The sequence below is a fragment of the Streptomyces sp. NBC_00286 genome (assembly GCF_036173125.1).
GTDB lineage: Bacteria > Actinomycetota > Actinomycetes > Streptomycetales > Streptomycetaceae > Streptomyces.
In genome coordinates this window covers 295,327-315,787 of the sequence record NZ_CP108054.1, presented here as the reverse complement: position 1 = coordinate 315,787, position 20,461 = coordinate 295,327, and the positions used below count along the sequence as shown (strand labels likewise).

The window sequence follows — 20,461 nt, the reverse complement described above, 5'->3', positions numbered from 1 at the left end:
GAGATTCTCGTCACTTCGGGGGATGGTCCGACTCCAATGGGCCGGGAATCTTCGGGCTTTCATAAGTGCTGAAGGGGCAGGGCGCTCGCGGCGGCGGGCGACTACGGAGTGCGGCATCAGCGGCGAAGCAGGAGGACGAACGTGCGCGGGCGCGACACCGAACAGCGGCTCGACGCGGCCGAGTTGGGAGACGACCTCGGTGAACGGGCCACGCTGGTCCAGTTCTCCAGCGCCTTCTGCGCACCCTGCCGGGCGACCCGCAGGGTGCTCGCCGAAGTGGCCGGAATGGTCCCGGGCGTGACCCACGTCGAGATCGACGCCGAGGACCACCTGGAGCTCGTACGCGAACTCGGCATCCTCAAGACCCCGACCGTCCTGGTGCTCGACATGGAGGGACGCGTCGTCCGGCGTGCCACCGGACAGCCCCGTAAGGCGGACGTGATCGCCGCGCTGGGAGAGGCCGTTGCCACGCTCTGACGACCGGCGCATTCGCCCCGCGGCACCGCAGGTGACACATCTCCCAGATGCTGGAACGCACTTGACTGCACGCACCACACATCGACAGCGTGACCCTGTGCCCCCGGAAGTCCTTCTCCCTCAACTCGCCTCTCCCGACCTGCTGCGCTCGGTCTTCCGGCGGCACGCGGCCGGAGTAGCCGTGATCACCGCGCAGGGCGGCGGCAGCCCGGTCGGCTTCACCGCCACCTCGCTCACCTCCGTGTCCGCCGAGCCCCCGATGGTCTCCTTCGGCATCGGCACGAGCGCGTCCAGCTGGCCGGTGATCTCCGAGACGGAGCACGTCGGCGTCCACATACTCGGCGAGCATCAGCAGGAGCTGGCCGCTACCTTCGCCCGCAGCGGCGCCGACCGTTTCGCCGCGCCCACCGGCTGGAGTGAGGGCCCCGAGGGCGTACCCGTACTCGACGACGTCCTGGCCTGGCTCGTATGCCGGATCGTCGCGCGTGTACCCGCGGGGGACCACCGCCTGGTTCTCGCTGAGGTCGTCCTCGGTGATCCCACGGGCGTCGGGCGCCCGTTGCTCTATCACCAGGGGCGCTTCAACGGTCTGCGTGATTGAGTGGCCGACTTGTGCGCAAGCGTCGGGTTCCGATTACGCTGCGTTGCAAAGGTCACAGTTCAAAGCGCTTGCTTAGCGGGCAAGAACTGGGTGTACTGGCGAGTAATATTTGGTTCGGAGCGCAGGCCGCCCCAACCGGGACGGGCCGCTTGAGGCGCCTATGCTGCCTGAAAGAAGGCAGCTCGGAAATGACGATTGCAGTAGGAGAGCCGGCGTGAGCTTGAGGATCGTTGTCACTGTGAAGTACGTGCCCGACGCCACTGGCGACCGGCACTTCGCCGATGACCTGACCGTCGATCGCGACGACGTGGACGGTCTGCTCTCGGAGCTCGACGAGTACGCGGTCGAGCAGGCACTGCAGATCGCCGAGGACGCCGACGACGCGGAGATCACCGTCCTGACCATCGGCCCCGAGGACGCCAAGGACGCGCTGCGCAAGGCGCTGTCCATGGGCGCCGACAAGGCCATCCACGTCGAGGACGACGACCTGCACGGCACGGACGCCATCGGCACCTCCCTGGTGCTGGCCAAGGCCATCGAGAAGGCCGGCTACGACCTGGTGATCTCCGGCATGGCGTCCACCGACGGCACCATGGGTGTCGTACCGGCGCTGGTCGCCGAGCGCCTGGGCGTCCCGCAGGTCACCCTGCTCTCCGAGGTCTCCGTCGAGGACGGCACGGTCAAGGGCCGCCGCGACGGCGACTCCGCCTCCGAGCAGCTCGAGGCCTCCCTGCCGGCGGTCGTGTCGGTCACCGACCAGTCGGGCGAGGCGCGCTACCCCTCCTTCAAGGGCATCATGGCCGCCAAGAAGAAGCCGGTGACCTCCTGGGACCTGTCCGACCTCGACATCGAGGCCGAGGAGGTCGGTCTGGAGGGCGCCTACACGGTCGTTGACTCCGCCGCGGAGCGCCCGGCGCGCACGGCCGGCACGATCGTCAAGGACGAGGGCGAGGGCGGCAAGCAGCTCGCTGAGTTCCTCGCGGGCCAGAAGTTCATCTAAGGCCCAAGTCGCTTACCGCCCCGCACACTTCGCAAGCAGGAGAGAAGAAGTCCCATGGCTGAAGTCCTCGTCTACGTCGACCACGTGGACGGTGCCGTCCGCAAGCCCACCCTGGAGCTGCTGACCCTGGCCCGCCGCATCGGCGAGCCGGTCGCCGTCGCGCTTGGCGCGGGCGCCGCCGACACCGCCGCCGCGCTGGCCGAGCACGGCGCGACCCGCGTCCTGACCGCGGACGCCCCCGAGTTCGCCGACTACCTGGTCGTCCCGAAGGTGGACGCTCTGCAGGCCGCGTACGAGTCCGTCTCCCCGGCCGCAGTCCTCGTTCCCTCCTCGGCCGAGGGCAAGGAGATCGCCGCTCGCCTCGCGGTGCGTATCGGCTCGGGCATCATCACCGACGCCGTCGACCTGGAGGCCGGCGACGAGGGCCCGGTGGCCACGCAGTCGGTGTTCGCCGCCGCCTTCTCCACCAAGTCCCGTGTCTCCAAGGGCACTCCGGTCATCACGGTCAAGCCGAACAGCGCGGCCGTGGAGCCCGCTCCGGCCGCCGGTGCGGTCGAGGCGCTGTCCGTGTCCTTCTCGGAGCAGGCGACCGGCACCAAGGTCACGTCCCGTACGCCGCGTGAGTCGACCGGTCGTCCGGAGCTGACCGAGGCCGCGATCGTGGTCTCCGGTGGCCGTGGCGTCAACGGCGCGGAGAACTTCGCGATCATCGAGGCGCTCGCCGACTCCCTCGGCGCCGCTGTTGGCGCCTCGCGTGCCGCGGTGGACGCCGGCTGGTACCCGCACTCCAACCAGGTCGGTCAGACCGGCAAGTCCGTCTCGCCGCAGCTGTACATCGCTTCCGGTATCTCGGGTGCGATCCAGCACCGGGCCGGTATGCAGACCTCGAAGACGATCGTGGCGGTCAACAAGGACGCCGAGGCCCCGATCTTCGACCTGGTCGACTACGGCGTGGTCGGCGACCTCTTCGAGGTCGTCCCGCAGCTCACCGAGGAGATCAAGACCCGTAAGGGCTGAGTGTCTCTGAGCAGTACGAGGCCCCTGTGACCGTCGACGCGGTCACGGGGGCCTCGCCTCATTCCGGGCTCATGCCGGTGCTCAGCCCAGAGTCAGCGACGCCTGGACAGGCAGATGGTCGCTCGGGAACTGGCCGTTCGCGGAGAAGGTGTTGATCGAGGCTCGGTGTGCGGTGACGCCGGGAGTGGTGAGGACCCAGTCGATACGGTCGCCGTCCGGGACCAGCGGCCGGTAACCGTGGAAGGTCGCGTACAGCTTGCTTCGCTCGGCCGCCGTGTCCCAGGTGTCGACGAGACCGGCGCCCAGCATCGTGTCGTAGACGGGGTTCTTGTGCGCGGCGACGTTAAAGTCGCCGGTCACCACCAGCGGCAGTGACCGGTCGAGGCCCGCGATGCGCTGGGCGATCAGCTGGGCGGCACGCGCGCGTGCGTTCTGACTCGCGTTGTCGAGGTGGGTGTTGAGGAAGTAGAACTGCCGCTCCCCGTCGCGCAGATCGCGGAAGCGGACCCAGGTCACCATGCGGATGGAGCCGCCGCCCCAGGTGTTCGAGCCGATCACGCTGGGCGTGTCGGAGAGCCAGAAGTGGTCGTACTCCACAGGGGCCAGCCGGCGGGTGTCGTAGAAGACCGCCATGAACTCGTCGCGACTGCCGCCCGCGCGGCCCGTGCCGATCCAGTCGAAGTTCGGTCCGAGGTCGGCCTCGATGTCGCGCACCTGCTGGTAGAGGCCCTCCTGGGTGCCGATGACGTGGAGGCTTTCGCGGCGCAGCAGTTCGCGCGTTACGGGGCGGCGGGCGGCCCAGCTGTTGGGTTCGCTGGTGCTCGCGTACCGGAGATTGAACGACATGACTTCCAGGCGGCGGCTGGATCTGTCCGGCGCCGCGGCGGTCGCGGTGAGGGGTGCTGTACTGGACAGAGGCAGGGCGACCGCGGCGGCGATGGCGGTCTTCAGGCCCAGACGACGCGTGACTCGGCTGTGCTTGATGGGCACGGGTGGGCTCCTTCGATGACGGATGCCGGGCGAGTCGTGCGCACCGAAGTGTCGGAGTTGGTCGTGAACATGTCGAGAGGGCGTGGTGGCCACAGAGGGAAGTCCCGGGGTGGAGCTGGGCGGAGGTGGGTGTTGACCAGCGGGAAGGTCCGCGGATAGCTTCGCTCTACGGATTGTTGATTCCGGCCAGCGGAAAATCGAGAGGGTGTCGGGATGGGCCAGGGCGCGCAGGAGAAGGTGGCGACGAGCCTCGCGGGCGCCGTCAGCGAGGAGATCAGCGCCTCCCTCGCCCCGGTCGACGCCGAACTGGAGCGCCGCTACCCCGGAGACCCGGGGACCCGTCAGCCCGTCCACACCGTCTACGTACCCGGTGACGTGTTCGCCGCCGACACCATCCGCTCCTGGGGCGAGCAGGCCCTCGCCGCCCTCGACGATCACGCCCCGGACGCCGCCTCGTTCGCCGCCGTTCTCGGCCTCGCCGACGAACTGGCCGAACCCGTCCACGCCCGTGTACGGGCCAAGCTGGAGCACGAGCCCATCGAAGACCTGCGCGTCGACTTCGAGGACGGCTACGGCCCGCGCCCCGACGCCGAGGAGGACGAGGCCGCCGCCCGTGCCGCGCGGCTGGTGTCGGAGGCGTACGAGAAGGGCACGGCAGCCCCGTACATGGGCATCCGTATGAAGTGCATGGAAGCGCCGGTACGCGACCGGGGCATCCGGACCCTCGACATCTTCCTGACCGGGCTGATGGAGGCGGGCGGACTGCCGGACGGGCTGGTCCTGACGCTGCCGAAGGTGACGTACGCCGAGCAGGTCACCGCGATGGTGCGGCTGCTGGAGGAGTTCGAGAAGGCACACCAACTCGAGCCCGGGCGGATCGGGTTCGAGATCCAGATCGAGACCAGCCAGGCCATTCTCGCCACCGACGGCACCGCCACCGTCGCCCGGATGATCCAGGCCGCCGAGGGCCGCGCCACGGGCCTGCACTACGGGACCTTCGACTACAGCGCCTGCCTCGGCGTCAGCGCCGCCCACCAGGCGAGCGACCACCCGGCAGCCGACCACGCCAAGGCGATCATGCAGGTCGCGGCGGCAGGCACCGGCGTACGCGTCTCGGACGGCTCCACCAACGTCCTTCCCGTGGGCCCGACTTCGCAGGTCCACGACGCCTGGCGGCTGCACTACGGCCTCACCCGCCGCGCCCTCGCCCGCGCCTACTACCAGGGCTGGGACATGCACCCGCGTCACCTCCCGACCCGGTACGCCGCCGTGTTCGCCTACTATCGCGAGGGCTTCGGGCAGGCCGCGTTGCGCCTCGCCCGGTATGTCAACCGCACGGGTGGCGACGTGATGGACGAACCCGCCACCGCCAAGGCGCTCAGCGGCTACCTGCTGCGCGGCCTGGACTGCGGCGCCCTCGACATCGCGGAGGTGGCGCGCGCGACGGGCCTGACTCGCGCGGACCTGGAGGATTACGCGGCGCCGAGGCGTGCCGACTTGACGAACTCGGCCAGGTAGAGGGCCCGTTGGGCCGGAGGCGACCTTCGCGTACCGAGATCGTCACAGCGGCCGCTCCTGTGCATCGACTGTCACTCGTGCCCCGTAGGCTGAACGCCACTCATGGCGTGACACAGGAACGGGGCAGCGGTGTCTTCGGGGGCGAACGAAAGCACGGACGGGGTCGGTCGGCTGCTGGCCGGGCGCTATCGCGTTGTGGCCCAGCTCGGGCGCGGCGGTATGGGCGTCGTCTGGCGGGCTCTCGACGAGGTCCTGGGCCGTGAGGTCGCGGTCAAGGAACTGCGGACGTACACCGACGCCGGAGGTCCCGAACTCGCCGACCTGGGGCGCAGGATGCAGCGCGAGGCGCGTGCGGCGGCCCGCGTGCGCCACCCCGGAGTCATTGCTGTGCACGACGTCGCCGAGGTCGACGGGCGTCCGCTGATCGTCATGGAGCTGGTCGACGGGCCCTCCCTGGACGATGTCCTGCGTGAGGAAGGGCCCTGCGAACCGGGCGAGGCCGCCGAGATCGGCGCGAAAGTCATGGACGCCCTGGCGGCCGCCCATCGCGCCGGAGTCCTGCACCGCGACGTGAAGCCCGGCAACATCCTGCTCGACCGCTCCGGCCGCGTGGTCCTCACCGACTTCGGCATCGCGACGATGGAGGACCCCGGCGACGGCGCCACCACGCATCTCACCCGAAGCGGTGAACTGGTCGGCTCCCTGGACTACTTGGCGCCCGAGCGGGCCCAGGGCCACGACTTCGGGCCCGCCTCCGACGTGTGGGCCCTGGGCGCCACGCTGTACGCGGCCGTCGAGGGCACCTCACCGTTCCGGCGTACGTCGACCTGGTCCACGCTCACCGCGATCGTGTCCGAACCGCTGCCCGAGCCACGGGCCTCCGGGCCGCTGGCCCCCGTACTGCAGGAACTCATGCAGAAGCAGCCGGAGGACCGGCCGGACGCCGACCGGGCACGCGAGCTGCTGGAAGCGGTGGCGCGGGCGGCCGGCCAGGACTCGGCCACCACCAACCTGGGCGGACCCGCGGCGAAGCAACGCGAGGCCACCGAGCGAAGCGCCCCGGCGGTACCGCCCGGCTTCGGGCCGCCGGGCTCGGCCGCACCAGGCCCCGCAGCGCCACAGCCTCAGGGCGAGACCACCGCCTCCGACTCCGCCTCCGGCCGCGGCCCTCGGCCTCGTAAGGCCCGAGCCCTTCTCGCCGCCGCCGCAGTCACCGCCGTCCTGGCCGCGACCGGCGTCACCGTGGCCCTGCTGACCAACACCGACGACTCCGAGAACTCCGCGCGGCCTTCGGCCTCCCAGGAAGCCGGCGACTCCCCGTCCTCGGCGGACCCCAGCCCCGGCACGCTGAAGCCGTCCGACGACCCCACAGAGCAGGGCGACAAGCGGACCTCGCCCACACCCGGACCCGGGAAGCCGGAGCGCACGGAGGCCGCCGAGCCGACGAAGAAGGACCCCGCCCCCGCGCCGAGCGCCACCGACGACGGCGGCTCCACAGGCGGCAACTCGGGCGGCACGAGTGGCGGCGGAGGCGGCGCTGAGCCCGCCCCCGGCTGCGAGTCCATCGGCGGCGGCAAGTACAACTGCGACGTCTGGCGCACCGCCACGTCCTACACCGCGGACGGGACCGAGGTCGGCACCCTGAACGAGGGCATCAACTACTTCTACTGCCAGCAGAACCTGGGCCGCCGCGAGACATACGGCGAGTGGACCAACATCTGGTGGGCGAAGACCGACGACGACAGCGGCAACAAGGACGTCTTCATCAGCGACGTCTACATCAAGGGCGGCGACAACGATCAACCGGTGCCGGGACTGCCGCTCTGCTGAGCGCGTACGTACTTCTCCAGGCCGGAGGCCGTCGTCCACCCCAACTCGGCGAACAGCCGGGTGCCGCGCATGCACAGGGCCAGGTTGCCGCGCGCCCGGGCGCAGAACTCCTCGGGGGTGGAGCCGAACAGCTCCCTCAACCGCGGTGATTCGGCGAGGAGTTCGATCAGCAGTGCATGCTCGCCGGGATGTGTGTGCGGGGTTCCGGAGCCGTTGTGGAGGACGCCCCGCCGGTTCACGTAGAGATGTGCGCCGTCGAGCAGCTCGCCCGACTCCAGCTCGACGGGAACGTCGGCAGCGGGCAGCAGGACACGGTCGTACGGACCGGACGGCGAGGTGACGCCCTCGCTCCTGTCGATCGCGTCGAGCTGCGCCGGGTTCAGCCAGGTGAGGAACAACTCGCGGGTGAGTCCGGGAGCGCGGAAGGGGGAGGCGGACACGTAACCGAGCCCGGTGATGTGCGCGGAGACACCGATCTCGATGCCTGTGACCTTCGCCTTCACCAGGGGAAGGGGCGCCGCGATCCCGTACTCCCGCATCTTGTGGCGGAGTTGGGCGGGGCAGGCGTTGGAGCCGACCGCGAGGACCGGGACGCGGTCCTCGAAGGTGAGGCGGGTCAGCGGCAACAGCCGGTCGCCGTCCAGGAGTCCGGACTCCTCGGGCCAGGCGCCCGGATAGGTCAGGGGGTGGTCGCGCGGGGCCTCGGCGAGGCCGAGTGCCGCCAGGGTGTGGTGATCCGGATGGGTCATCGGTCAGCTCGCCGGGGGCAGTTCGCCCGAGCCGCGGGTGATCAGCCTGGTCGGGAGCTCGACGCGCTCCGGGAGGGCGAGTGTGCCGTCGAGGCGGTGGAAGAGGCGCTCGGCGGCGGTGCGGCCGAGCTGGGCGGAGTCCTGGGCGACGACGGTGACGCCGGGCTGGAGGAGATCGGCGAGTTCGATGTCGTCGAAACCGACCAGGGCGACGGGCCGGGAGTGTTCGGCGAGGACGCGGACGACGGTGACCGTCACACGGTTGTTGCCCGTGAAGATCGCGGTGACGGGAGAGGGCCCCGACAGCATGGCCTCGGCGGCCCGGCGGACCCGCTGCGGATCGGTGATGCCCAGGGACGTCCAGGCCTCCTCGACCGGGATGCCCGCGGCGTCCATGGCGGTGCGATAGCCGCGCAGCCGCTCGGCGGCGGTGTGGATGCGGGGCATGTCGCCGATGAAGCCGATCCGGCGGTGCCCGTGGGCGATGAGATGGGCGACGCCGTCGCGTGCACCGCCGAAGTTGTCGGACAGGACGACGTCCGCGTCGATCTGGCCGGCGGGGCGGTCCACGAAGACCGTGGCGACGCCCGCTTTTATCTCCGGTTCCAGATAGCGGTGGTCGTCACCGGCCGGGATGACGACGAGCCCGTCCACCCGGCGCGCGCACAGTGCCAGCACCAACTCCTGCTCGCGGTCCGGGTCTTCGGCGCTGGAACCGTTGATCAGCAGGGCGCCGTGGGCGCGGGCCACCTCCTCGACCGCGCGGCTGAGCGGGCCGTAGAACGGGTCGGAGAGATCCTCCAGGACCAGGCCGATGCTCGCGGTACGTCCCTTGCGCAGCACCCGCGCGCTGTCGTTACGGCGAAAACCCAGCGCGTCGATCGCCTCCTGCACCCGGCGCTCGGTGTCCGGGGTGACCCCGGGCTCACCGTTGACTACGCGCGACACCGTCTTTAGGCCGACTCCGGCACGCGCCGCGACGTCTTTCATGGTCGGACGGTTGCCGTAGCGGTTGTCGGTTCGGCGGGCGGTCTCGGCCACGATGCGCTGTCCTGTCCTGTTGTCCACGGGGTGCGTTGGTCCTGACGTGCTCTATGCGTACTCAGTGCGTGGTCAATGCGTGGTTGTTCCGTGCTCATACGGATGTGGCGTCGAGCATAGGGCCTGGACAACGTTGTCAGATGCGGGAGACACTATCCCCCGCATTCTCCGGCCCGCCCTGCTACGGGACCAGTCGTGCTGCCTGACGTCGAGGCCAGTCGTGCTGCCTGTTCCATCGGCCGGGGTCAAGGGGGACATCCCTGGTAAGACTTCGGGGGCGCCGCCGCCGCGGCCGCCGCAGGAACGACACCGCACCGGGAGAAGCAGACACAAATGCACACCGACCTCGTGGCCGCGCTCGACATCGGCGGCACCAAGATCGCCGGAGCGCTGGTCGACGGCCAGGGCCGGATCCTCCTGCGCGCGCAGCGCGCCACGCCCGCACAGGAGGACGGCGACACCATCATGGGGGCCGTCGAGGCAGTGCTCGGCGAGATCACCGGCTCGCCGCTGTGGAGCCGCGCCACCGCCCTCGGTATCGGCAGCGCGGGCCCGGTGGACGCCTCGAAGGGCACGGTGAGCCCCGTGAACATCCCGGGCTGGCGCGACTATCCGCTGGTCGAGCGGGTTCGCGCCGCCACAGCGGGGCTGCCCGTGGAGCTGATCGGCGACGGTGTGGCGATCACGGCCGCCGAGCACTGGCAGGGCGCGGCCCGCGGGCACGACAACGCGCTGTGCATGGTCGTCTCCACCGGCGTCGGCGGCGGTCTGGTCCTGGGCGGCCGGCTGCATCCGGGGCCCACGGGCAACGCCGGCCACATCGGTCACATCAGCGTGGACCTCGACGGCGACCTCTGCCCGTGCGGGTCCCGCGGTTGCGTGGAGCGCATCGCGAGCGGGCCGAACATCGCGCGCCGCGCCATCGAGGGCGGCTGGCAGCCTGGCCCCGACGGGGACACCTCGGCCGCCGCGGTGGCCGACGCCGCCCGCGCGGGCGACCCGGTCGCCCTGGCCTCCTTCGAACGCGCCGCCCAGGCCCTGGCCGCGGGTATCGCCGCGACGGCGAACCTGGTGGAGATCGACATCGCGGTGATCGGCGGGGGAGTGGGCAAGGCGGGCGACCTCCTGTTCACGCCCCTGCGCGCCGCCCTGCGCGACTACGCGACGCTGTCATTCGCCCAGCGCCTCACCGTGGCGCCCGCCCAGATGGGGACGGACGCCGGCCTGGTCGGCGCCGCGGCAGCCGCGCTCAGCCGGAGGCCGAGCGCGACAGCGGCGGGGGTGGGAGGCTGACGCCGCGCCGCGCGGGATCTCGTACGAGCTGCTTGGCCGAACAGCGCGGCGGTCAGCGCCAGGCGGCGCTTGCCGCGTCGTCCGGGCCCGGCTCGGCCGAACGGAGCGCGGAGGCCGGCGCCAGGCGGCGCTTGCCGCGTCGTCCGGGCCCGGCTCGGCCGAACGGAGCGCGGAGGCCGGCGCCAGGCGGCGCTTGCCGCGTCGACCGGACCCGGCTCGGCCGAACGGAGCGCGGCGGTCAGCCTGCCCGCATCGGCCTAACCGGCTGCCTCCAGGGCGAGTTCGGCGGCGGCCGGGTGCTCGGCCCCCTTGGTGTCGGCCGAGACGCGGACGAGAACCGTGCCGTGCGCCGGTACGGTCGCCGTGATCGCGCCCGTCGTGGTGTCGCTCTTGTGCTGCCACAGGTCGCGCACCGTGTACGCGGCGGCCTCGGGCAGCCCGACGGCCTGCGCGGTCGTGGCGATGTTCTGAGGGCTGCCGGTCTCGTTGAACAGGGCCACTGCGCGGCTGCCGTCCTGCATCTCCTTGGCGACAACCCAGCGCCCGCCCTCGGAGGAAACGACCGCGCCCTGCGTGCCCAGCGGGTCCTGATCGACCGCGATGACCTCCTCGTTGCCGAGGATGTCGAAGGTCTCCTCGGACACCGACCGCAGATCGGAGCCGATGAGCAGCGGCGCGGCCATGATCGACCACATCGAGAAGTGGGTGCGGTACTCCGTGTCCGTCATCCCGCCGTTGCCGACCTCCAGCATGTCGGGGTCGTTCCAGTGCCCGGGACCGGCGTACTCGGCGAGCGGCAGGTTCTTCTTCATGATTGACAACATCGAGCCCCAGTTGTCGCTGATGTCTCCGGTCGTACGCCACAGATGCCCGACGTCCGCCGCCCACTCCCAGGGCTTGTTCTCGCCCCACTCGCAGATGCTGTAGACGATGGGGCGCCCCGTCTTCTCGGAGGCGGTCTTGAGGGCGTCGCGCATGGTCGTGTAGCGCTGCTTGGCGTCCACGCCTTGGTTGTTGCAGTTGTCGTACTTGAGGTAGTCGACGCCCCAGTCCGCGAACTGCTGGGCGTCGCTGTACTCGTGGCCCAGCGCACCGGGGAAGCCGGCCGTGTTACATGTCTTGGTGCCGGCGCTGGTGTAGATGCCGAGCTTGAGTCCCTTGGAGTGGACGTAGTCCGCAACTGCCTTGATTCCATTGGGGAACCGGACCGGGTCCGGCACCAACTTGCCGTTCGCGTCGCGCTCCGGCAGCGCCCAGCAGTCGTCCAGGTTGACGTACTGATAGCCGGCGTCCTTGAGCCCCTTCTCGACGAAGATGTCGGCGATGCCCTTGACCATCGACTCGTCGAACTCGGCCCGGCAGTGCGTGGCGTTCCAGTTGTTGAAGCCCATCGGCGGGGTGCGGGCCTGCCCGTCGTCCAGGAGGGGGCCGGCTGTGTCGGTGTCGCCCGGGGCCTGTGCCGCGACGGAGGCCGTGAGCCCGCTCGTGCACAGGACGGCGGTGGCGAGCGCTCCGAGCACTCTTCGTCGGGTGGTGCGGGTTGGGAGATGACGCATCGTTACGTTCCTCCGTACTCGCGAAAGATGGGTGACTACCGGGGTGGAAGTCGTCGGCGGCGCTCACGGTAGGCCGCACCGAACCATGTTGGAAGAGCGGACCGTGTGGGAAGAAGGGATGACCGTGACTCATGCGCCGTTTCGCAGTTGAGCCGGGCATGAAGAAGCGAAGCATGCTCGCCGTCGCGTCCCTCGCCGCCGGATTCGTGGTGGCGGCCGTCACCCCGTCCCACTCACTCGAAGGCGACGCTCTCGGCAAGCTCGACGTACAGGACACGCTCAGCACGCTGGACAAGACGGTCGGCGAGGGCAAGGCGGCCGTCAACCCCGTGGTGGAGAACACTCAGCATCAGAAGGGCTGAGCCAACTGCGGCTCCGCGGGGCCGTATCTCGACATCTCAGTAGCCCGACATCCCGATAGCTCGGCATATCGACATCTCGATGTCCCGACAAGAAGCCCGGCCCGCCCACGGCCGGGCTTCCGCATGTGTACGACCCGGTGCCAGGCTCTTGTCTCCGAGGCGGCGGAAGGCGCACTCATCAGGACCTGGTTTCCGTGGCAAGGTGGAGGGCAAGCCTCAGGGGGTCAACAGAAGAGGGGGAACCGTGACCGTCGTTTGGATCAACGGCGCGTTCGGTGCGGGGAAGACCACCACCGCACGGGAACTGATCGACCTGATCCCGAACAGCACACTCTTCGACCCCGAGCTCATCGGAGCCGGGCTGACGCACATGCTGCCGCCCAAGCACCTCGCCGAGGTCGGTGACTACCAGGACCTGCCCATCTGGCGCCGGCTCGTGGTCGACACCGCGGCCGCCCTGCTCGCCGAACTCGGCGGCGTCCTGGTGGTACCCATGACCCTGCTCCGGCAGGAATACCGCGACGAGATCTTCGGCGGACTCGCCTCCCGCAGGATTCCGGTACGGCATGTGCTCCTCGCCCCGGCGGAAACGATCCTGCGGGAACGAATAGCCGACCGCGAGGTACCACCCGACCTCCCTGACGGGGAGATACGGGTGCGCCAGTGGTCGTACGACCACATCGAGCCCTACCGCGCCGCCCTGGCCGGCTGGCTCACCGCCGACGCCCATCTCGTGGACACCAGCACACTCACCCCGTACGAGTCCGCGGAACGCATCGCCGACGCCGTGCGCACCGGCGCCGTCCCCGTCTGCGACATCGTGCAGACTCCGGAGCCCACCGCGGAGACCGTCGCCGCCGGGGTGCTCCTCTTCGACGAGCAGAATCGCGTACTTCTCGTCGATCCCACGTACAAGGCGGGCTGGGAGTTCCCCGGCGGTGTCGTCGAACGCGGCGAGGCACCCGCACGCGCGGGCATCCGCGAGGTCGCCGAGGAGACCGGCATCCAACTCGACGACGTACCAAGCCTGTTGGTCGTGGACTGGGAGCCGCCCGCACCCCCCGGCTACGGCGGACTGCGCCTCCTCTTCGACGGTGGACAGCTCGACAGCACCGAGGCCCGGCGGATGCTGCTGCCGGGCCCCGAACTGCGCGACTGGCGCTTCGCCAGCGAAGAGGAGGCCGCCACCCTGCTGCCACCGGTCCGCTACGAGCGGCTGCGCTGGGCACTGCGCGCACGGGAACGGGGAGCGGCGCTCTATCTCGAGGCCGGCGTGCCCGTGGGATAAGTACCCGTCCGTCGGGGGCTGCTGAACTCCCTCAGCCCGCCGCGTAGTTGCGCAGGAACAGCGCCTCGGCGACCGACAGTCGCTCCAGTTCCTCAGGAGACACGCTCTCGTTCACCGCGTGGATCTGCGCCTCCGGCTCGCTCAGGCCGATCAGCAGGATCTCCGCGCTCGGGTAGAGGGACGCGAGGGTGTTGCACAGCGGGATGGAGCCACCCTGCCCGGCGTACTGCATCTCCGCCCCGTCGTACGCGTCGCGCATCGCCTCGGCCATCGCCGCGTACGCCGGGCTGGAGGTGTCGGCGCGGAACGCCTGGCCCTGGCCGATCTGTTCGGTGCTCACCCGCGCGCCCCACGGCGTGTGCGCCTCCAGGTGGGCCTGGAGCAGCTTGGTCGCCTCGGCCGCGTCCACGCCCGGCGGAACCCGCAGACTGACCAGGGCGCGGGCGCCCGCCTGCACGGACGGGGTGGCGCCGACCACCGGCGGGCAGTCGATGCCGAGCACGGTCACGGCAGGACGCGCCCAGATACGGTCGGCCACCGTGCCGGAGCCGATCAGCTCGACGCCCTCGAGCACCTTGGCGTCCTCGCGGAACTGGCCCTCCTCGTACTGCAGGCCGTCCCAGCGCGCCTCGCCCGTCAGCCCGTCGACCGTCGTCGAACCGTCCTCGGCCCGCAGTGAGTCCAGTACCCGGATCAGCGCGGCCAGCGCGTCGGGTGCCGCGCCGCCGAACTGCCCCGAGTGCAGGTTGCCGCCGAGGGTGTCGATCCGGACCCGTACGAGCGTCATGCCGCGCAGTGCCGTGGTGACCGTCGGCACACCGACCCGGAAGTTGCCGGCGTCGCCGATGATGATCGTGTCGGCGGTGAGCAGCTCCGGGTGGTCCTCCGCGTACCGCTCGAGTCCGCCCGTGCCCTGCTCCTCCGAACCCTCCGCGATCACCTTGACGTTGACCGGGACGCCGCCGTTCGCCTTGAGCGCGCGCAGCGCGAGGAGGTGCATGATGACGCCGCCCTTGCAGTCGGCGGCGCCCCGCCCGTACCAGCGGCCCTCGCGCTCCGTCAGCTCGAACGGCGGTGTCACCCACGCCGTTTCGTCGAGCGGCGGCTGCACGTCGTAGTGCGCGTAGAGCAGCACCGTCTTCGCGCCCTCGGGCCCGGGCAGGAACCCGTACACCGACTGCGTGCCGTCCGGGGTGTCGAGCAGCGCCACATCCTGGAAGCCCTCGGTGCGCAGGGCCTCGGCCACCCAGTTCGCGGCGCCCTCGCTCTCGCTGCGGGGGAACTGGTCGAAGTCCGCCACCGACTTGAAGGCCACCAACTCGGTGAGCTCCGCCTTCGCCCTGGGCATCAGCGAGGCGACGGTCTCGGCGACCGGGTTCGACGACATGGGCACGCTCCTCGTAGGTGCGACGTTGTACGGCTGGGTACGTGTGGTTGGTACGTGAGGGATGCACGCGCGTACGGGTGCGCCTCGTGCATACGCTGCCGATACTCCCACAGCGGTCTGCGCCGGGGTCCGCCGTAGGATGCGGGAGGCAGGAGCGGCAGGCGGCTGGATCGGAGCAGCGGACCATCGTGAGCAGCGAGAACTCTTCGGGCGACGCACAGCGGGTATGGGATGTCGTCGTGGTCGGTGCGGGGCCCGCGGGCGCCTCGGCGGGCTATGCGGCAGCGGTCGCGGGGCGCCGCGTGCTCCTGTTGGAGAAGGCGGAGCTGCCCCGCTACAAGACGTGCGGCGGCGGCATCATCGGCCCCTCGCGCGACGCCCTGCCGCCCGGCTTCGAGCTGCCGCTCCGGGACCGGGTGCACGCGGTCACGTTCTCGCTCGACGGCAGGTTCACCCGCACCCGCCGCTCCAAGCAGATGCTCTTCGGGCTCATCAACCGGCCCGAGTTCGACCAACGGCTCGTCGAGCACGCACAGAAGGCGGGCGCCGAACTGCGCACCGGCGTCACGGTCGCACGGGTGGAACAGCATGGCTCCGCCGTACCGGACCGGCGCACCGTGGCCGTCGTACTGCAGGACGGCGAGACCGTGTTGGCGCGGGCCGTGGTCGGCGCGGACGGCAGCGCCAGCCGGATAGGAGCACACGTCGGGGTGAAGCTCGACCAGGTCGACCTCGGCCTGGAGGCGGAGATTCCCGTACCGGAGACCGTCGCAGAGGACTGGAAGGGGCGCGTCCTCATCGATTGGGGCCCCATGCCCGGCAGTTACGGCTGGGTCTTCCCCAAGGGCGACACCCTCACCGTCGGTGTGATCTCGGCGCGCGGTGAAGGAGCCGCCACCAAGCGGTACTTGGAGGACTTCACCGCCCGGCTCGGGCTCGCCGGCTTCGAGCCGAGCATCTCCTCGGGGCATTTGACGCGGTGCCGCGCCGACGACTCGCCGCTCTCTCGCGGGCGGGTGCTGGTGTGCGGGGACGCGGCGGGGCTGCTCGAGCCGTGGACCCGCGAGGGCATCTCGTTCGCGCTGCGGTCGGGGCGGCTCGCGGGGGAGTGGGCGGTACGGATCTCCGAGGCACACGACGCCGTGGACACCCGGCGACAGGCCCTCAACTACGCCTTCGCCATCAAGGCGGGACTGGGCGTCGAAATGAGCGTGGGAAAACGCCTGCTCATCGTTTTCGCCCGCCGTCCCGGTATGTTCCACGCGGCGCTCACGGGCTTCCGGCCCGCCTGGAAGGCGTTCACGGGGATCACCCGTGGGGCGACCTCGCTCGGTGAGATCGTCCGTACGCATCCCATGGCGGGGCGCGCTCTGACCGCCCTCGACCGCTGACCTGACCAGGACCGCCGGGGCGTGGTTCAGTCCTTGACGGTGATCCGGAAGACGGGGTGGTTGTGCGCGGCGGCGAGCAGCTCCTCGTCGCTGGACTTGGCCGTGACGTCACCGAAGAAGCGGCCGACCTCCCAGCCCCACTTCTTGAGGTAGGTGCGCAGGACGACGGGCTTCTCCTCGTCGGGCAGCTCCACGGCCGTGAACTCCCGCGTTTTGCGGCCCACTTGGAGCCGCCCGCCGCCGGCCGCCCGGAGATTGCGCACCCACTCGGAGTGGCCGCGCGCCGAGACGAGGTAGGGGCCGCCCTCGTACGGGAGGGGGTTGACCGGCACGCGCCGCCACTCGCCGCTCTTGCGTCCGCGGACGGAGAGTTCGGCGCTGCCGACGAGGCTGAGGCCGCGGCGGGCGAGCCAGCCGATGAAGCGGTTCATGCCGGCCTCGAAGCCGCCGGGCTTGATGTAGCGCTGCTGTGCCGTCATGGGGTCCCCCAGTGGTTGAGGTCGGTTGCGAGAGCACTGCTCTCGCTTGAGAGCAGTGTGCACGAGATCGGTGATCCAAAGCAAGAGCAGTGCTCTCGGGTGTGTGCACCGCTCTCGGAGTTGAGTGCCGCTCTCGGACTCGATTCTTGCTCTCTGAGTTGAGCGTTGCTCTCAGGGCGGAGCACTGCTCTCCGGCTCGAGCGCTGCTCTCGAAGCTGGAGCGCTGCTCTCGGACCTGGGCGTTGATCTCGCGGTAGAGCGTTGATCTCGGTCCGGGGCGTTGCGGCGGCGCGAGAGCGTCGATCCGAATCCAGAGCACCGCTCACGTTTGTGTGCAGTGCTCCGAATTCATGGCACACTGCCCGGCATGAGTACCGCCCGAGGAGCCCGCGCCCGAGCCAGGACCGAAGTCACCGCGGCCATCAAGGACGAGGCGCGCAGACAGCTCGCGAAGGAAGGCGCCGCCAAGCTCTCGTTGCGGGCCGTGGCCCGCGAACTCGGCATGGTCTCCTCCGCGTTGTACCGCTACTTCCCCAGCCGCGACGACCTGTTGACCGCCCTCATCATCGACGCCTACGACTCGTTGGGCGAGAGTGCGGAGGCCGCGCACGAGAAGGTCGCCGACGCCGGCCCGATCCGGCGCTGGGCAGTGGTGTGCGAGGCGGTGCGTGGCTGGGCGCTCGCGCATCCGCACGAGTACGCGTTGATCTACGGTTCGCCCGTGCCCGGATACGCCGCCCCCGACTCGACCGTGCCCGCGGCGTCCCGGGTCGCGTTGCTGCTCATCGAGATCGTCCGGGACGCGCACCGGGGCGTGGGCGTCGCCCTGCCCCGCCTGCCCGCCGAGCTCAAGCCGGAGGCACAGCGGCTGGCCCAGGACCTCGCACCGGATCTGCCGCCGGAGGTGGTGACGGCCCTCGTCGCGGCCTGGGCCCAGCTGTTCGGGCTGATCGGCTTCGAGCTGTTCGGCCAGTTCAACCGCGTGGTGGAGGACCGCGAAGCCTTCTTCCGGCACGCCGCCGCCCAACTCGGCCATGGCGTCGGCCTGGTGTTCCCTCAGGACACCGGCATGGGAGGAGCACGAGACAGCAGCAGGTCGGGGGCCTGACGCAGGATGCCCGGGACCGCCCTCGTGGCGATGTAAGGGGGAGCAGCCGCGAACAGAGGAGGTACTTCCCCGGGAGTACGTGTGATCGCCACGCTCGGCGGACGCCCGGACCGGCCGCGGCGTCTAGCGTGGCAGGCATGGAAGAGCAGCGCACACGCCTGTGCGGCGGTCCGCCCTGGGCGCGCGGTGGGCCCCCGTGGCGATGGCGGCACGGGCCGCCGTGGTGGAACGAGGGCGATGACTGGGCAGCGGAGAGTCGGCCGCGCCGGCCGTGGCGTTCGACGCTGCTGCTCACCGTGTTCGTGCAGGTCGGCAGTAACTTCGCCGCGCAGGAGCAGGAGGCTACCCGCGAGCACCTCGGCCTCCTCGCCCGGGCGTTGTTGCTTGTGGGCACCCTGCTGCTCCTGTGGCGGCATCGGTATCCGGTGCTGGTGGTGTTCGGTGTCGCGGTGTCGGCGCTGCTCTACTTCGGTGCCGGTTATCCGTACGGCCCGATCTTCTTGACCGTCGCGCTCGCCTGCTTCAGCGCGGTTGTCGCCGGGCATCGGCGGGCGGCCTGGGCGGCGCTCGGCCTGCTGTGGGTGGCCCATCTGCTGGAGGGGCACTGGCTCTATCAGTGGCTGCCGCCGGAGGGGGACACGGTGGGCGACTGGGGCGAGGACGTCTCAGTCGCCATCTGGATGGTGGCCATCGCCGCGGTGTCCGAGCTGGTCCGCGTGCGCCGGGAGCAGTGGGATCGGGAGCGTACGGAACGTCTGCAGGCGGCCCGGCGGCGCGCCGACGAGGAACGGCTGCGGATCGCCCGCGAACTGCACGACGTGCTGGCGCACAGCATCTCGGTCATCAACGTCCAGGCGGGCACGGGCCTCGCCCTGCTCGACTCCGACCCGGAACAGGCCCGTACCGCGCTCACCACCATCAAGGCGGCGAGCAAGGAGGCCCTCGGCGAAGTCCGCCAGGTGCTCGACACGCTCCGCACGCCCGGTGACGCGCCGCGTGCGCCGGCGCCCGGACTCTCCCGGCTGCCCGAACTCGTTGAGCAGGCCGCGAGCGCAGGACTGACCGTCGGCGTCGAGACCGAGGGAAAGCGGCGGGCCCTGTCGCCGGGTGCCGATCTCGCGGCCTTCCGCATCGTGCAGGAGGCGCTGACCAATGTCGTACGGCACTCCGGTTCGCGGCACGCGCGCGTGCTGCTCCGCTACGAGAACGACGCCTTGAAGCTCCGTATCGACGACGACGGACCGGCGACCGGCGCCGACGCGGGCGGCGGCGGTAACGGACTGGCCGGAATGCGGGAGCGGGCCGCGGCCCTGGGTGGCACGATCGAGGCTGGGCCGCGCGAGGACGGCGGTTTCCGGGTACTGGCCGTGCTGCCGCTCGAACGCAAAGCCAAGCTCGCCGAACTCAAGGAGGACCGGTGATCCGCGTACTGCTCGCCGACGACCAGTCACTGGTCCGCGCAGGCTTCAAGGCGCTCCTCGACGCACAGAAGGACATCGAGGTGGCCGGCGAAGCAGCCGACGGCGAGGAGGCGCTGCGCAAGGTGCGTGAACTGCGCCCCGACGTCGTCCTGATGGACATCCGTATGCCCCTGCTCGACGGTCTCGAAGCGACCCGCCGCATCACGGAGGACGGCGGGCTGCAGGACATCAAGGTGGTCATGCTCACCACCTTCGAGCTCGACGAGTACGTCTTCGAAGCCATCCGTTCCGGGGCCTCCGGCTTCCTCGTCAAGGACACCGAACCGGACGAACTCCTGCGCGCGGTCAGGGCGGTGGTCGACGGCGACGCGCTGCTGTCGCCCGGCGTGACGCGGCGGCTGATCGCCGAGTTCGCGGCCCGGTCCAAGGAGCCCGCTGCCGCTCAGTCGCTCGCCGAACTCACCGAGCGGGAGCGGGAGGTGATGGCCCTGGTGGGCATCGGGCTGTCCAACGACGAGATCGCCCGCCGACTGGTCGTCAGCCCGCTCACGGCGAAGACCCATGTGAGCCGCACGATGGTGAAGCTGGGCGCCCGCGACCGGGCCCAACTGGTCGTACTGGCCTACGAGTCGGGCTTGGTGCGGCCGGGCTGGCTGGGCTGAGACCCACGCCCGAAACGGACCAGCACACTGACCACCCGTACGAAGAAGACCACGACCGCGAGCCACATCCCGGCCATGAGCAGCAGATCTTCGGCGCCGGCAGGCAGCTCGAAGACCAGCGCCGGACCGGCGATGGCCCCGAAGACAACGGCGGCCGCGACCGCCGCACTCGCCAGCGCGTAGCCGATCTCGACGGTCATCGCGTCCCGCTCGGCCTGAGTGCGCCGTCCCCCGCTGTTCCCCATGGGCGGAAGTCTCACAGCAGAGCGCCCGGCGGGCAAGAACAGCCCG

At 70.5% G+C, this 20,461-nt stretch carries 19 protein-coding genes and 1 pseudogene; 13 read left to right on the top strand and 7 right to left on the bottom strand.

Annotated elements, in window-relative coordinates:
- Positions 1–108 precede the first annotated feature (108 nt).
- From OHT21_RS01560 to OHT21_RS01545, 4 genes are all read left to right on the top strand, one after another.
- Positions 109–477 carry a TlpA family protein disulfide reductase gene (locus tag OHT21_RS01560; RefSeq protein WP_328766304.1) on the top strand — a complete coding sequence of 123 codons (369 nt, stop codon included), beginning with the start codon at positions 109–111 and terminating at the stop codon, positions 475–477.
- A gap of 97 nt (positions 478–574) precedes the next feature.
- Positions 575–1,078 carry a flavin reductase family protein gene (locus tag OHT21_RS01555; protein ID WP_328766303.1) on the top strand — a complete coding sequence of 168 codons (504 nt, stop codon included), beginning with the start codon at positions 575–577 and terminating at the stop codon, positions 1,076–1,078.
- Positions 1,079–1,292: 214 nt separating this feature from the next.
- The gene (locus OHT21_RS01550; RefSeq protein ID WP_328766302.1) at positions 1,293–2,078 is read left to right on the top strand and encodes an electron transfer flavoprotein subunit beta/FixA family protein; all 786 of its coding nucleotides are present in this window, start codon (positions 1,293–1,295) and stop codon (positions 2,076–2,078) included.
- A 54-nt stretch (positions 2,079–2,132) separates the two neighbouring features.
- Positions 2,133–3,095: an electron transfer flavoprotein subunit alpha/FixB family protein gene (locus OHT21_RS01545; RefSeq protein WP_328766301.1), complete on the top strand. Its 963-nt coding sequence runs from the start codon at positions 2,133–2,135 to the stop codon at positions 3,093–3,095.
- An 81-nt stretch (positions 3,096–3,176) separates the two neighbouring features.
- On the opposite strand, the gene OHT21_RS01540 is transcribed toward OHT21_RS01545, so the two are convergent.
- Positions 3,177–4,085 carry an endonuclease/exonuclease/phosphatase family protein gene (locus OHT21_RS01540; protein ID WP_328766300.1) on the bottom strand — a complete coding sequence of 303 codons (909 nt, stop codon included), beginning with the start codon at positions 4,083–4,085 and terminating at the stop codon, positions 3,177–3,179.
- Between the two features lie 213 nt (positions 4,086–4,298).
- Between OHT21_RS01540 and OHT21_RS01535 the strand changes: the two genes are divergently transcribed.
- Both OHT21_RS01535 and OHT21_RS01530 read left to right on the top strand, forming a co-directional pair.
- On the top strand, positions 4,299–5,603 hold the full coding sequence (locus OHT21_RS01535) for a DUF6986 family protein (protein WP_328766299.1): 1,305 nt from the start codon (positions 4,299–4,301) through the stop codon (positions 5,601–5,603).
- Positions 5,604–5,732: 129 nt separating this feature from the next.
- Complete coding sequence (locus OHT21_RS01530) at positions 5,733–7,433, top strand: serine/threonine-protein kinase (RefSeq protein WP_328766298.1); 1,701 nt, start codon at positions 5,733–5,735, stop codon at positions 7,431–7,433.
- Here the strand turns inward: OHT21_RS01530 and OHT21_RS01525 are convergent.
- Together OHT21_RS01525 and OHT21_RS01520 are read right to left on the bottom strand one after the other, a co-directional pair.
- Positions 7,403–8,182 (bottom strand): hypothetical protein, encoded by a 780-nt coding sequence (locus OHT21_RS01525; RefSeq protein WP_328766297.1) that lies wholly within the window; start codon positions 8,180–8,182, stop codon positions 7,403–7,405. The two genes, OHT21_RS01530 and OHT21_RS01525, sit on opposite strands and share 31 nt — an antisense overlap.
- A gap of 3 nt (positions 8,183–8,185) precedes the next feature.
- Positions 8,186–9,250, bottom strand: a complete 1,065-nt coding sequence (locus OHT21_RS01520) for a LacI family DNA-binding transcriptional regulator (RefSeq protein WP_328766296.1) — start codon at positions 9,248–9,250, stop codon at positions 8,186–8,188.
- A 306-nt stretch (positions 9,251–9,556) separates the two neighbouring features.
- Here OHT21_RS01520 and OHT21_RS01515 point away from each other — a divergent pair, with 306 nt between their 5' ends.
- Positions 9,557–10,516 carry an ROK family protein gene (locus tag OHT21_RS01515; RefSeq protein WP_328766295.1) on the top strand — a complete coding sequence of 320 codons (960 nt, stop codon included), beginning with the start codon at positions 9,557–9,559 and terminating at the stop codon, positions 10,514–10,516.
- Positions 10,517–10,779: 263 nt separating this feature from the next.
- Here OHT21_RS01515 and OHT21_RS01510 read toward each other — a convergent pair.
- A pseudogene (locus tag OHT21_RS01510) lies at positions 10,780–12,072 on the bottom strand (glycoside hydrolase family 27 protein); the annotation flags it as partial.
- 158 nt (positions 12,073–12,230) lie between these two features.
- Between OHT21_RS01510 and OHT21_RS01505 the strand changes: the two are divergent.
- Both OHT21_RS01505 and OHT21_RS01500 read left to right on the top strand, forming a co-directional pair.
- On the top strand, positions 12,231–12,434 hold the full coding sequence (locus tag OHT21_RS01505; RefSeq protein ID WP_328766294.1) for a hypothetical protein: 204 nt from the start codon (positions 12,231–12,233) through the stop codon (positions 12,432–12,434).
- Positions 12,435–12,678: 244 nt separating this feature from the next.
- Positions 12,679–13,722 carry an NUDIX hydrolase gene (locus tag OHT21_RS01500; RefSeq protein ID WP_328766292.1) on the top strand — a complete coding sequence of 348 codons (1,044 nt, stop codon included), beginning with the start codon at positions 12,679–12,681 and terminating at the stop codon, positions 13,720–13,722.
- 31 nt (positions 13,723–13,753) lie between these two features.
- Here OHT21_RS01500 and OHT21_RS01495 read toward each other — a convergent pair whose 3' ends face one another.
- The gene (locus tag OHT21_RS01495; protein ID WP_328766291.1) at positions 13,754–15,109 is read right to left on the bottom strand and encodes a dipeptidase; all 1,356 of its coding nucleotides are present in this window, start codon (positions 15,107–15,109) and stop codon (positions 13,754–13,756) included.
- Positions 15,110–15,297: 188 nt separating this feature from the next.
- Between OHT21_RS01495 and OHT21_RS01490 the strand changes: the two genes are divergently transcribed.
- The gene (locus OHT21_RS01490; protein WP_328766290.1) at positions 15,298–16,500 is read left to right on the top strand and encodes a geranylgeranyl reductase family protein; all 1,203 of its coding nucleotides are present in this window, start codon (positions 15,298–15,300) and stop codon (positions 16,498–16,500) included.
- 26 nt (positions 16,501–16,526) lie between these two features.
- Here the strand turns inward: OHT21_RS01490 and OHT21_RS01485 are convergent, their stop codons facing one another.
- Positions 16,527–16,979 carry a nitroreductase family deazaflavin-dependent oxidoreductase gene (locus tag OHT21_RS01485; protein WP_328766289.1) on the bottom strand — a complete coding sequence of 151 codons (453 nt, stop codon included), beginning with the start codon at positions 16,977–16,979 and terminating at the stop codon, positions 16,527–16,529.
- A 367-nt stretch (positions 16,980–17,346) separates the two neighbouring features.
- Here OHT21_RS01485 and OHT21_RS01480 point away from each other — a divergent pair, with 367 nt between their 5' ends.
- The 3 genes from OHT21_RS01480 to OHT21_RS01470 all read left to right on the top strand — a co-directional run bounded on the left by OHT21_RS01480 (position 17,347) and on the right by OHT21_RS01470 (position 20,170).
- Positions 17,347–18,087, top strand: a complete 741-nt coding sequence (locus OHT21_RS01480; RefSeq protein WP_328766288.1) for a TetR/AcrR family transcriptional regulator — start codon at positions 17,347–17,349, stop codon at positions 18,085–18,087.
- Positions 18,088–18,215: 128 nt separating this feature from the next.
- On the top strand, positions 18,216–19,508 hold the full coding sequence (locus tag OHT21_RS01475; protein WP_443050304.1) for a sensor histidine kinase: 1,293 nt from the start codon (positions 18,216–18,218) through the stop codon (positions 19,506–19,508).
- The gene (locus tag OHT21_RS01470) at positions 19,505–20,170 is read left to right on the top strand and encodes a response regulator transcription factor (protein ID WP_328766286.1); all 666 of its coding nucleotides are present in this window, start codon (positions 19,505–19,507) and stop codon (positions 20,168–20,170) included. Before OHT21_RS01475 ends, OHT21_RS01470 begins: the two co-directional genes overlap by 4 nt.
- Here the strand turns inward: OHT21_RS01470 and OHT21_RS01465 are convergent.
- Positions 20,131–20,415, bottom strand: a complete 285-nt coding sequence (locus OHT21_RS01465) for a DUF6332 family protein (RefSeq protein ID WP_328766285.1) — start codon at positions 20,413–20,415, stop codon at positions 20,131–20,133. The two genes, OHT21_RS01470 and OHT21_RS01465, sit on opposite strands and share 40 nt — an antisense overlap.
- Positions 20,416–20,461: the final 46 nt, after the last annotated feature.